10 protein-coding genes are annotated in these 12,370 nt (G+C 57.8%); 6 read left to right on the forward strand and 4 right to left on the reverse strand.

Annotation, left to right across the window (positions count from 1 at the left end; translation table 11 throughout):
* Positions 1-128 precede the first annotated feature (128 nt).
* Both ABX749_RS07010 and ABX749_RS07015 read right to left on the reverse strand, forming a co-directional pair.
* Positions 129-896 carry a DUF1080 domain-containing protein gene (locus ABX749_RS07010; RefSeq protein WP_372895340.1) on the reverse strand — a complete coding sequence of 256 codons (768 nt, stop codon included), beginning with the start codon at positions 894-896 and terminating at the stop codon, positions 129-131.
* 206 nt (positions 897-1,102) lie between these two features.
* Positions 1,103-1,822, reverse strand: a complete 720-nt coding sequence (locus ABX749_RS07015; RefSeq protein ID WP_372895341.1) for a hypothetical protein — start codon at positions 1,820-1,822, stop codon at positions 1,103-1,105.
* 245 nt (positions 1,823-2,067) lie between these two features.
* On the opposite strand from ABX749_RS07015, the gene ABX749_RS07020 reads away from it, so the two are divergent.
* From ABX749_RS07020 to ABX749_RS07040, 5 genes are all read left to right on the forward strand, one after another.
* Complete coding sequence (locus ABX749_RS07020) at positions 2,068-3,384, forward strand: MFS transporter (protein WP_372895342.1); 1,317 nt, start codon at positions 2,068-2,070, stop codon at positions 3,382-3,384.
* Positions 3,385-3,713: 329 nt separating this feature from the next.
* Complete coding sequence (locus tag ABX749_RS07025; protein ID WP_145208079.1) at positions 3,714-4,778, forward strand: peptidase M42; 1,065 nt, start codon at positions 3,714-3,716, stop codon at positions 4,776-4,778.
* Between the two features lie 231 nt (positions 4,779-5,009).
* Positions 5,010-5,744 (forward strand): intradiol ring-cleavage dioxygenase, encoded by a 735-nt coding sequence (locus ABX749_RS07030; RefSeq protein WP_372895343.1) that lies wholly within the window; start codon positions 5,010-5,012, stop codon positions 5,742-5,744.
* A gap of 175 nt (positions 5,745-5,919) precedes the next feature.
* Positions 5,920-6,090: a hypothetical protein gene (locus ABX749_RS07035; RefSeq protein WP_372895344.1), complete on the forward strand. Its 171-nt coding sequence runs from the start codon at positions 5,920-5,922 to the stop codon at positions 6,088-6,090.
* A 41-nt stretch (positions 6,091-6,131) separates the two neighbouring features.
* Positions 6,132-7,364 (forward strand): DUF1559 domain-containing protein, encoded by a 1,233-nt coding sequence (locus ABX749_RS07040; protein WP_372895345.1) that lies wholly within the window; start codon positions 6,132-6,134, stop codon positions 7,362-7,364.
* An 11-nt stretch (positions 7,365-7,375) separates the two neighbouring features.
* Here the strand turns inward: ABX749_RS07040 and ABX749_RS07045 are convergent, their stop codons facing one another.
* Positions 7,376-8,344: an AraC family transcriptional regulator gene (locus ABX749_RS07045; protein ID WP_372895346.1), complete on the reverse strand. Its 969-nt coding sequence runs from the start codon at positions 8,342-8,344 to the stop codon at positions 7,376-7,378.
* Positions 8,345-8,727: 383 nt separating this feature from the next.
* On the opposite strand from ABX749_RS07045, the gene ABX749_RS07050 reads away from it, so the two are divergent.
* Positions 8,728-10,311, forward strand: coding sequence for an arylsulfatase (locus ABX749_RS07050; RefSeq protein WP_372895347.1), 1,584 nt, complete (start codon positions 8,728-8,730; stop codon positions 10,309-10,311).
* A 159-nt stretch (positions 10,312-10,470) separates the two neighbouring features.
* Here ABX749_RS07050 and ABX749_RS07055 read toward each other — a convergent pair whose 3' ends face one another.
* Positions 10,471-11,949 (reverse strand): TolC family protein, encoded by a 1,479-nt coding sequence (locus ABX749_RS07055; RefSeq protein ID WP_372895348.1) that lies wholly within the window; start codon positions 11,947-11,949, stop codon positions 10,471-10,473.
* Positions 11,950-12,370 lie beyond the last annotated feature (421 nt).

The raw sequence follows: 12,370 nt of genomic DNA on the forward strand, positions 1-12,370 counted from the left end.
GACGAGGCGACGAGTCCTCTGTAGTCGGCATATTGGCAAGGACTCGTCGCCTCGTCCACTACCGCCTACCCGAAAACCAAGGTGCGGCGGAATACGTGTGGCAGATAAACTGCAATCGATGTTGCCGATTACAGCTCTTTGACGCGAATGCCTTTCCAGTGCACGATGCCTTTGGCGCCCTTGTGGATCTGCAAACCAAAGAAACCCTGTGCGTAGGTTCCGTCGTCGACCCAGTGCGCGACCGGGACTCCGTTGACCCACGTTTTGATCACGTTGCCTTTGGCGGAGATCGTCAACCGGTTCCAGCCTTCGCGATCCAGGGCGGCGCGGGCTTCCTTGTGTTCGGTCAACCAGACGGGATAGAAGTAACCGCCGCAACTTTGGCCGTAGATGCCGCCGTTCCAGAATCGGTCTCCGCTGATCCCTTCCATCTCGGCTTGTGGGCCGAACACCGTCTCACCGTTTTTTCCGGGTTTGGTCTGGGCCCGGAACATGACGCCCGAGTTGCCGTCGACTTCCCATTTCATCTCGCAGGTGAAAACAAAGTCTTTGAAATCGGTCTTGTCGGTGCTCAAGTACGTGCTCGGCGATCCGGGCACGACGGTTCCCACCAGGACGCCGTCTTTGGCTTCGAATTTGCAAGTCCCGCCTTTGGGTGACCATCCTGTCAGATCGTTGCCGTTGAACAGATCGCGAAAGCCTTCGGTCAAATCCGGCTCTGGGTCGGTGTTCAGCAGCATTTCTTCCGGTTTGGGGGCGTTCTGCTGGCTCTTGTATTTGGCGTACCAAGCTTCTTGGGAGGGATCAATGCTGCCGCCGTCGGCAAATCCGCTGACGGCAAACAGGCAGACGAGGGTCCCCTGGACGAGCGTTTGTTCAATCAAGTTTCGCGACACTTCGGTTCTCGAACGGCTGGTGAATGGAAAATGGGCGGCTGCGACGGTGACAACCGCGGTGGATCAGCGACAGGATAATCGATTCTCATCGCAGCCGCGCTGCGGTCAAGATGCATCGACGGTTTCGGTTACAATCGCCGCACAGGGGGGCCCGTAGGCTGGCACCCCTTTTCCGCGGCACCCTCATTCGAATCGCTGACGGAGCACTACATCCGCACCAATGCATTGAGCACAAACGATCCGAAGATGGAAATCACGAGCACCCACAGACAGTAGGCGACCGTGACTTTGGGACCGAGTCGAACGACCCAGAGCCCGATTGCCAACTCGATTGCGGTGAAAAGCATTAACAGCCACGTGAGTTCCTGGATGTACTGTCCGCTCAACCGTCCGGCGAACAGGGTGATGAAGAACGCGGGTAAGCCCAATGCGATCCCCAGCAGGGCCTCCAGGATTCCGGACAGCCCATTCCAGGACGCAATCCACACGAACGGCAAGTACAAACACGCCAAGATCGCCGCGGTCGGCAAACGCGATTGCCGACATTTCATCATCGACCAAACGACGCGGCACCAGACGATGGCGTAGATGCCGCCGCTGGTGACCAACGGAAACTTCGCGACGGCCGCCAACAGCATGGCGACGACGGCGGTGGCGATCAGTACGGTTCGAATCGTGAATCGCATGGGTGCCGCCGGATCGTTGGCGTGCTGCAGCGATGGCGATGGCATCCAGGGAAGCGCCAATGAAAGAATCGATACCGAAACGAGCATCCCGATGGCGAATTGTCCGATCAGTGGCGAAGGCCGACTTTGGTCGGAACCGGTCCAATCATAGAACGACGGAATCAACCATCCCACGACCAGGCTGGCCGCGATCAATAGCGGAAAAACCGGGAGACGTCGTCGTACGTTACGAATGGCCATGTTGATCCAGAGCCCACCGCGGCCCACCCGATGCGCCGTTCGCGGTTTGTCCAACGACATCATCTGTTTATTGGACCTGGGTTGATGATCTGGAAACGATCTCTATAACGTCGCACAACGAACGACCAACGCCCCACCCCACGATACGTTCGGAACGCACGACTACCGCGGAGAATGGTTTGACAGCGCTGCCAGAGAACGGAACTCTCGAAAGGCGCCGCCTGCGCGGTGACCTGAGTGCCAGCATGATTGACGGTGCGGCATTTGGCGGCATGGTGGGGTTCGGCGAGACCTACATTGCCGCGTTCGCGTTGGCGATCGGCTTGGGCGAAATGGCCGCAGGAATGGTCAGCAGTTTGCCGTTGATCGCCGGGGGGCTGATGCAGTTGACGTCCCCCGCGGCGATCCGTGTTCTGCAGTCGCACAAACGCTGGGTCGTCATTTGCGCGTTTCTTCAAGCGTTGACGTTCTTGCCACTGGTCATCGCCGCGTGGATCGGGACGATTGATTCAGTGACGTTGATCCTGGTGGTGTCGGTCTATTGGGGAACCGGATTGGCGACCGGGCCGGCTTGGAACACCTGGATCGGTACGATTGTCCCCCGGCCGATCCGGGCGCGTTATTTTGCCAATCGCACCCGAGTCTCCCAGGGATGCGTGTTCGCCGGGTTCCTGATCGGCGGTGTGTTGCTGCAATGGTTCACGGCACTGGATTTACGGCTGGTCGCGTTCACCGTCTTGTTTGGCGTTGCGGGGGGATGCCGGCTGGTCTCGGCCTGGATGCTGCTCAAACAGAGCGAGCCGGTTCCCTTGCCACCAGGAATGCGCGCGATCCCCTGGAAACGTGTCTTTCATCATTTGCGTGAGAGCAGCGGCGGAAAGTTGCTGGTCTATTTGTTTGCCATTCAGGCCGCGGTGCAAATGTCAGGGCCGTTTTTTACGCCGTTCATGTTGAACAAGCTTGAGTTTTCCTACGGAGAGTTGACGGGGCTGTTTTCGATCGCGTTCTTGGCGAAAGTCGTTTCCTTGTCGATTTGGGGGCGAGTGGCCAGCCGGACCGGTGCCAAGAATCTGCTTTGGATCGGCAGCATCGGCATTGTGCCGATCAGCGCCTGTTGGGTCGTCTCGCAAAACTACGCTTGGCTGGTGTTTGCTCAAGCGGCCAGCGGCATGTTTTGGGCCGCCTATGAACTCGCTTTTTTCCTGTTGTTTTTTGAATCGATTGCGGTCGAAGAACGCACCAGTGTGCTGACGATTTACAACCTGCTCAATACGACCGCGTGGGTGATTGGGGCGCTGCTGGGCGGCGCAGTGCTGTTCCATTTTGACCTGAGTTTCCATGGTTATCTGGTGTTGTTCGGGCTCTCATCGCTCGGGCGTTTAATAGCGTTGGGGCTGCTGTTGCGGGTGCCGCGGCTGATTGTGGATTCGGACGAAATGGGAGTGCGAACCGTTGCCGTCCGACCCGGTTCTGCGTCGTTGGACACCCCGGTGCTGGCCAGTTTGCCGGATCAGACCGGCGAAGAAGACGGAAGCCCGGACAACGCAAGCGGTTCGATCTAGACGGCGCGAGGCGTCCGGTGGCCGGGGAGGCTCACGCCCAATACCGCTAAATCGGTAAGCGACTTACCCAAAAATGGCTCCCCTCTCCTCCGAACAAGCCTCTTGGTCGATTCGGATTGATCATGCGCGCCAACTGATTTTAGTAAACGAAAACATTGCGACGAGTAGAGGCTTGTTTGGGGGAGAGGGGAGCCATGGTGTTTATCTTTCGCTTCTCGATTGAACGGTATTGCGCTCGCGCCCTTCCGCTACCATCGACGTGGTCTCTATCATTGGCCGGTCAACCATTTTAGTGCGGATTAACACAGGCCATCGACTAGGGACCTTCGGTGAAAGAGACCTCTGCCAACATCGACGAATTCCTGCATCTGCTTCGGGCCTTGGTCAGAGAACCGTCGGTCGTCGGCGTGGAAGATGCGTTTTTTCGTGTTCTGCGCCGGGAACTTGAAGAGTATCCGGTCAAGGTGGATCGCTATCACGGGCTGTTGGTGGCCCAAGGCTGCGAGCCGGACAGCGTCTATTTGTCGGCGCACATCGACCGACACGGACTGCTATGCACCGGGCCGAATGAGTTTCAGTACGCCGCGTTCATCGCGGGCAACCGCGGTGAATTGACGGGCGACTCAGTATCGGAACAGTTCATGGAGTTGATCGCCGGGCGTTTTGATGGCCAGCGTGTCCAGGCTCACACGCCCTACGCCGGAACCTATTGCGGCCAAGGTCAGATCACGCGTTCTTACGTTTGCCCGCGACGACGCAACTTGATCTTTGAACTCGACGGATTGGAATTTTTGCAACCCGGCTTTCCCGTTTCGTTTCTCGATCGATTGCGTGTCGATCAAAACTTTGTCTCGGCACAGCTGGACAATGTGGTTTCCGTCGCGATGCTAATCGAGTTGATCCGCTCGGGGTTCAAGGGGACGGCGTTGTTCACCGCCGGTGAAGAAGCCGGACGCAGTTGGCGGTTTGCCGTGGAGTGGTTTCAACGACATGATCTTCGCACCGATCGACTGATTGTGTTGGACACCAGTCCCTTCCCAACTCTGGACGAAGTCGCCAAGCAGGACGTCGTGCTCCGCAATCGAGACTCGATGGCGACCTTCGACGAACCACTGACCGATAAACTGGTCGCGATCTGCGATCGGTTGAAGATTCGTCATCGCTTCAAAGATCGCTACGTCGAACTGTTGAACTTGGAGCGTGAAAAGCCACTCTCGATCGGCCGCACGGAATTGGGACGCATCATCGCCGCAACCGATGGCGTGGTCCGCGGAACGACGTTGCAACTGCCCACCACGTCGTATCACACCGCATCGGAAACGGCTGAGAAAACCAGCATCGCCGCGATGCTGCGACTGCTGCGGAATATCTGTGAGTTGCCTGATCCGCAGTAACGATTCGAAGCGGCGTCGCCCCGTGCGATTCGACACGGCCGATTCACCACAGAGTTCGCCGATGGTCTTCGCGGAACGACGCGGGACCGACGGGTGTCCTGTATAATCAAGCCATTGCCGAAAGTCTGACTTTCGGCGGAACTTGGCGCGGTCAGGGACGTTTCATTGCAGGCGTCTTTATTCGAATCGAAATCCTGTGGGATCCAACTTGCGCAGAAGAAGGGAATGGTCATGAATGAAAGTGCAGCGATGTGGCGGCGGCGTGGAATTCTTCAAGGCGGTATGGCGTTGGGAGCCACGGCGCTGACCACGCCAGGTTTGTTCGCGGAGCTGATCGAGACGCCGCCTCAAACCGAAGGCCCGTTTTATCCCAACAAGATGCCGCTTGATACCGACAACGATCTGCTGGTGATCAACGATTCGATCACCCCGGCCGTTGGTGAAATCACACACCTGAGCGGTCGCGTTTTGGATAGCAAAGGCAATCCGGTCCGCAACGCGTTCGTCGAAATCTGGCAGGTCGACCATAACGCGGTGTACATCCACACCGGTGACAAGACGAATCGGGAAAACCAAGACACGAACTTTCAAGGGTATGGCCGGTTCCTGACGGATTCCAAGGGCCACTACTACTTCCGTACAATCAAGCCTGTCCCCTATCCGGGGCGAACCCCGCACATCCATTTCGGGATCAGCCAGGGAGGAAAGCGGATTCTGACCACGCAGTTGTACGTGAAAGGACATCCTGGCAACGCCCGTGATCGACTGTTCCAAGGGATCGATCCCAAGTCTCGCGAAACCGTGTTGGCCGACTTCGCACCGCTTCAAGACTCAAAACTCGGCGAACTGGCCGTGAACTTTGACATCGTGTTGGGCGTGACGGCCAAGGAAGATGAATCCGGCAAGATGCACGGCATCGGAAAGTCTCAGTGGCTGAGCCGCCAGGGACGTGCCGACCGGAGTTGATTGAACCGCGATAGCGACACTTCTTCATTGCCTTACGGCATTCGACCGATCGGACTCTTTCCGATCCGGTGGACAATTTCGACAGCGATCTGGACAAACTCTCGAAGAACTTTTTTGGGTTTCGGTCCTTTAATGGACTGGTCCCAAATAGCTCCTTCGATCGAGGCGAAATCGCGTGAAGTTTATCCAAGCATGGGGCGGTCTTCTGACCTTGCTCGTCTGTCTTTCTTTTGTCAGTGGTTGCGGTAAACCGGAGGGGGCACCCACTGCCGGTGAGCTGAGTGACTTCTTGGCCGACAACCCCGAGATCGCGAACGCCGAGCCGCCAGAAATTGAAGCGGAATGAGCGACTGCCCCAACCCTCTATTCTCTTATGGAAGTGAACAAATGACACGAAAGCAATCTGGATTCACACTCGTCGAACTCTTGGTCGTGATTGCCATCATTGGCATCATGGTGGGGTTGCTGCTGCCGGCGGTCCAAGCGGCTCGTGAAGCGGCACGACGAATGAGTTGCAGCAATAATTTCAAGCAAATCGGTTTAGCACTTCACAATTACCATTCGGCTTATAAACAGCTTCCGATGTTGATGGGTGGCACGGATTCGGCAACGAACACCAGCAACGCGGTTCCGGCAACCAGCAACAACGCGATGCAGTTGAGCATCTTTGTCGGGTTGACGTCGTTCATGGAGCAGCAATCGCTCTGGGACCAGATTCGAAATCCGCTCGATGCCGACGGCGATCCGACGACGACCAATGACGTTTACAATTCGATGGGGCCGGTCCCCAACATGGGGCTGGGGAATCACAACACGGCGATGTACGCGCCGTGGCTGACGGAGATTCCGACGCTGCGTTGTCCGTCCGATCCGGGTGTCGGTTTTCCGGCTCAGGGGCGCACCAACTACGCCGCTTCATCGGGCGATTCGATTCATCAATCCAATGTCGGGTTGTTGAATTTCGATGCCACGAAGCGCAAGTTTGTCATCAGTAACGGCCGCGCCCAACGCGCCCGCGAATCGATGCGTGGATTTTTCGTTCCACGTAAAGACATGAAGTTTCGCGACGTGCTGGATGGTTTGTCCAATACGATTGCGGCGGCGGAGATCGCGACCGATCTTGGCGATCGGCAGGTCATCACCACCGCAAAGGCTCAGAACGTGATCAACGTCTATGACGATCCCAGTTACTGTCAACAGTTTGTGAATCCGGATCGACCACGGTTCTGGGATCCCGCCGCGCCGGATTTGATCACCGGGGCTGAGAACGGACGGGGGTTTAAGTGGGCGATGGGCTACCCGTTTTGGTCGCAGGTCACGACGATCACGCCGCCCAACCGTGAGATCTGTCTGCGCAACGGAATCAATTCGCCGGGTATCATTCCGCCCAGCAGTCGTCACCAAGGCGGTGCGCATGCCTTGATGGGCGATGGTGCCGTGATCTTCATCACCGATTCGATCGAAGCGGGCAACCCACACGCTCAGACGATTTATGTGAGCTATCAAAGCACCAGTAGCGTTTCGCCGTCGATTCCCGGTGCTCCAAGCCCTTACGGACTTTGGGGCGCACTCGGTACCCGCGCATCCGGCGAAACCGTCGATGCACAGCTGAATCAATAGACCACGATCTCTCAGCAGACCGTCGGTTCGGGGGGCGCCCTCGAACCGACACAACCTGATTTTCGGTAGTGCGCCGGAGTGCATCCGCAGTGTCGTTTGAATGCGTTGCTGAAAGAGGATGCTGATTCATAGCCGACCAACGCTGCGATGTTGCTGATTTCGAGAACACTTTCTCGAAGCAGACCACACGCTTTTTGCATGCGTATTTCGGTCAGGTACTGCAGTGGTGGTTTACCAACAAGGGTTCGGAAACGTTCCAAGAAATTGCTTTTGGAGACGTGAACACTTTTTGCCATCGACGGCACGGTCCAGGGATCTCCCGGCCGCGCGGTGATCGCGTTCAACACCGGACCGACAGTCGGATCGACGATCGCCGAGAGTCGTGCGGGATCGGTCAGATGCGTCGACTCTAGGGTCAACGCGACCCCCAACGTTTTCAAGAACACGAGCTGCGCCAGTCGTCGCACCGTCAATTCCCATCCAAGCTCACGAGAGTTCTCCTCGGAACCGATGATCTTCAGCAGGGGTAGGCACGAGCGGAGCTGTTCGTGCTGATGATGGTTTAGATGGATGACTTCTGGCAACCCAATTTCCAACGGGTTGAAATGTAGTTGCTGTGGTTGAAATTCTCCGTGAAGCAGGCTCACGCGCGCGGCGTCGTTTTCAGGGACGCTGTCTTTCTCATACGGTCGTGCCAGCCAATCCGCGATGGGGCGACTGGAACTCGTCGGTTGTGCGACGACCTGATGGGGCTGACTGCGGGTCAATATGACATGGTCTCCATCGGTCAAGCGTGTCGGAGGTTGATCATCGTCAGGCAGCTTGAGCCATGCGCTGCCGCGGGTGATGACATACATGCAAACCAGTCCAGCTGGCACGTCCAGGCCCGCATCGGCATCCAATTGCATTTCTCTGGCAGTCCAAAGCGGCAGGTACAGGCGGTCCAGCAATGCAGTGACGAGAGTGTGGCTCGGCAACATCAAATGAGGGGTCCTATGGGTGGCGCTTCAACAGATCACGGCCGGCGATCCTTCGCCGGTTCCTCTAGACACGGATTGGCGGGGACAACTGTTACAGCGTTTCACGTGGTTTTTTGGCGCATTGCCAAGATCGTGCCGTGGACCAACGGACCGCAACGAGTGACGCAGACAAGCGCTGAGGTTATGTCGCCGGTTTTTCACATGCGGAATTTGCACCGTCCCCGACAGCCGGCGTGATGATTGGGTACACTGTTACATCCTCCAAGATGGTCACGCCTCCGGCCCCATTGGGGGCGGCGGTTTCATCAGGCCGAACAAGACGCCGGTTACTGATGGCCAGTGAAGTCCCCAGCGAAGGACTTCCGCGAAATGGAAGCTCATCCATGACTCATCCTCCCACGAGTACCACAATGCGAATCAAGTTGTTGCCGCTGTTGACGATGCTGATGGTCGTTGCCATCCCCACCGGATTCATCCAGCCGGCGGTCGCCGAAAAACCCAATGTGATCGTGATCATGGCGGACGATCTCGGCTACGGTGATGTTTCGTGTTATGGCGCGACATCGTTGACGACACCGAACATTGACCGGTTGAGTGCCGAAGGACTGCGGTTTACCAGTGGCTACTGCTCCGCGTCGACGTGCACGCCGACACGCTATTCGTTATTGACCGGCACCTATGCGTTTCGCGGTGAACGTACGGGCATTGCACCGCCCAACGCACCGGCGATCATCAAACCGGGAACCGACACGGTTGCGTCGCTGTTGCAACGCGCCGGCTACGCCACGGCGGTGATCGGCAAATGGCACCTCGGACTCGGTGGAGAAGACGGGCCGGATTGGAATGGCCAGTTAAAACCGGGGCCGCTGGAAATCGGCTTTGACACCTGTTTCCTGTTGCCGACGACCAACGATCGTGTGCCGCAGGTGTATGTCCACGATCATCGGGTTCCCAATCTGGATCCCGCCGACCCGTTGTGGGTGGGACGCACAAAACCTAGTCCCGATCATCCCACCGGGCTGACGCATCGCGACACGCTGAAAATGGATTGGTCGCACGGGCACAACTCGACGATCCACAATGGCATCAGCCGAATCGGTTTCTACACCGGCGGACACGCCGCCCGTTTCCGCGACGAAGACCTGGCCGACAAGTGGGTGGAAAAGTCGGTTGAATTCATCGAGCAACATCAGGACGAACCGTTCTTTCTGTTCTTCTCGTCACACGACATTCACGTACCACGGATGCCGCACGAGCGATTTCAAGGCAAAACATCACTCGGGTTCCGCGGCGATGCGATCATCGAACTCGACTGGTGCGTCGGCGAAGTCATGAAGACGTTGGACCGATTGAATCTGGCCGAAAACACGTTGGTCGTGTTCTGCAGCGACAACGGCCCGGTGCTGGACGACGGCTACAAGGACGGTGCGATCGAAAAGATCGGTGATCACCGCGCCGCCGGTCAGTATTCAGGTGGCAAATACAGCGTCTATGAAGGCGGGACGCGAACGCCGTTTATCACGCGTTGGAAAGGTCGCATCAAACCCGGTGTCAGCGATGAAGTCGTTTGCACGATCGACTTGGCGGCAAGTCTGGCGGCGCTGACCGAACAGTCGCTGCCGAACGATTTTTTCTTGGACAGTTTTAACGTCATCGACGCGCTGCTCGGAAAAGACGGAGCGCAAGGCCGCGACCATCTGGTTCAACAGGACAACGGCGCCGCCGGCACCTACGGCATGCGGGCCGGCCAATGGAAACTGCATCGCTATGGTAAAAAAACGGCTCGCAACGTGGTGGTCGAGACCCAGTTGGCCAACACCAGCGTGCCGCCGTTTCAATTGTTCAATTTGGACGACGATCCCGCCGAAACGTCCAACGTGATCGAACAGCACCCGGACGTCGCCGAGCGACTGAAGAAGCAGCTTGATGACCTGATCGAGCAGGGACGCAGTCGTCCAGCCTCGTAGTGACGCTGCGGTAATCGTGTAGGGCATGCTGTGCATGCCAAGTCGCGTAGGGCATGCTGTGCATGCCATGCCGCCGTCAGACACAGCCTGACCTACGGTACTGGCAAGGACTCGTCGCCTCGTCCACTACCGCCTACCCGAATCGCAGGGTGACAAAGATCACTCGCCTGCGATGCGTTCGATCTGCGCCAGCGTGCTGGCCAGATTGGCTTGGGCGCGGGCGACTTGGACTTGCAAGGAAAGCAATTCGCGATAGGTGGCGATCAGGTCTGTAAAGTCAGCTTTCTTGCCTTGGTAGTCGGCCGTCGCGATCTGCAGTGTTTGCTCGGTGCGTGGGATCAGGCGATCGCGGAAAAGTTCCAATTGCTCGATTGCAGCGTCGGCGGCAGCGACCTGACGGCGCAGTGTGCCACGAACGCGATCACGCTCGGCATCCAAACGAAGTGCGGTGCTGCTGCGCTGGTGGGCCGCTTCGCGAATCCCCGCGTTGATCTTGTCTCGCCAGATCGGAAGTGTCACGCCGACGGTGAAGTTGATGTTGTCGTGGCCATTGGCAACACGGCTTAACACGTCGTGGTTGTCGTTGATGATGGAATAGCCCAGACCGAGTTGAAAGTCGGGATATTGCTGCAGACACGCCAGCGATTCTTTCGCGCGGTCACGGGCAATCTCCGCTGCCAGCCCCTGCAACATCGGATTGCGTTGTTCGGCTTGGGCGACCAGTAGATCCAGTTCTGGTTTGGCCTCGTCCAGGTTGAGCTGATCAACGGTTGTGGGCATGTAGTGCAACGGCTGACGAACCAACGCTCCCAGGTCGGCACGGGCTTGTTCCTGTTGGCGACGCAGTGCGATCCGTTGATCTTCCAAGCGGTCTCCTTCGATTTCCGCACGCAAGACATCTTGCTGGCTGCCGCCGGTTCGATAACGGGCTTCGGAGACGGCGATCAAATCTTCGACGCGCTCGGTGTTTTCATCCACAATTCGGATCAGTTCACTGGCCAACCACAATTCGTAATAGGCCAATCGAACCGCTTCGGTGATTTCCAGTTCGGTCTGTGCGATCTCGGCATTTGCGATTTGGATTTCGCGAATCGCGACCGCGCCGCGCGCACTCAACTTGGCCGGCCAGGGCAGTTTTTGCGTCAGCGCGAATTGATGTCCGACACGGCCGCCAGCGGTTTGCAAGGCTTGGTCGTGAATCGGCCAGAACGTGTTGCCGAGCATTGGGTCTTCCAACGCGGTCGCTTGGGGAACGCGATGTTGAGCCGCGGCCACCTTTTGACGGGCGGCGGCGATCGACGGGTGTGTGGCCAATGCGGTGGCAATCAACGAATCGAGCGTCACAATGTCCTGCTGGTCGGCCGGGGCGGTCAGGTCGGCCGGCTCTTCACCGTCTTGGAATGCCACCAGATGGACGTCCGCGGGCGCCACCTCGGATTCGTCGCTGGGGTGGCCGGCGAACCGCTGCGATTCGGGCGGCTGTGTTTGGATCGGTGGATGACTGTCAAAGGTGTCATCGAATCGCTCGAACTTGGTCAGCCCGCCGCGACAACCTGTGACCGCGATCAGGCTGGCCAGCAGCAGGGGATGGGCCGATTTCAACTTGGAGCCCCGTCTGCGTTGTTGCGTTGTGATCATGCGTTTTGTCCCTATCGTGCCAGTCGTGACGAAAGAATCGCCTTGAACTTTGTTCGGCATGCGGTGACAATGACTTGGCATCAATCACGCTTCTTTGCTACTCCCGTCCCCCATGCACCGCCGTATAACCCGCACTGCCCTCACCGTTTGCCTGGTCGTCATGACGACGATGCAGCCGGTATCGGCGTTGGCGCTGATGGGAACCTGTTCGGGAGATGTTTGCGAGCAAGAGCCGACGTGCGGGGGGGGTGGATGCTGTGACGTTGCCCAACAAGAGCAGCGTTGCTGCTGTTGCCCCGATCGCGGCGACGGGACGGAAGGTCGTCCGGCTGTGGGGCATGACAAACTGTCCAGCAAATCGGTCGATTCGTCGCGAGGATGCTCGATCGATCTGAAAGCCAGTCAGGACGCGACCGATTAC

The sequence above is a fragment of the Stieleria sp. genome, from assembly GCF_041595215.1.
GTDB lineage: Bacteria > Planctomycetota > Planctomycetia > Pirellulales > Pirellulaceae > Stieleria > Stieleria magnilauensis.

What these genes read in the sequence shown, in the direction of transcription:
- ABX749_RS07015 (WP_372895341.1), bottom strand. Translation starts at nt 1,822, where the DNA reads ATGGCCATTCGTAACGTACGACGACGTCTCCCGGTTTTTCCGCTATTG.
- ABX749_RS07020 (WP_372895342.1), top strand. Translation starts at nt 2,068, where the DNA reads ATGATTGACGGTGCGGCATTTGGCGGCATGGTGGGGTTCGGCGAGACC.
- ABX749_RS07030 (WP_372895343.1), top strand. Translation starts at nt 5,010, where the DNA reads ATGAATGAAAGTGCAGCGATGTGGCGGCGGCGTGGAATTCTTCAAGGC.
- ABX749_RS07040 (WP_372895345.1), top strand. Translation starts at nt 6,132, where the DNA reads ATGACACGAAAGCAATCTGGATTCACACTCGTCGAACTCTTGGTCGTG.
- ABX749_RS07045 (WP_372895346.1), bottom strand. Translation starts at nt 8,344, where the DNA reads ATGTTGCCGAGCCACACTCTCGTCACTGCATTGCTGGACCGCCTGTAC.
- ABX749_RS07050 (WP_372895347.1), top strand. Translation starts at nt 8,728, where the DNA reads ATGACTCATCCTCCCACGAGTACCACAATGCGAATCAAGTTGTTGCCG.
- ABX749_RS07055 (WP_372895348.1), bottom strand. Translation starts at nt 11,949, where the DNA reads ATGATCACAACGCAACAACGCAGACGGGGCTCCAAGTTGAAATCGGCC.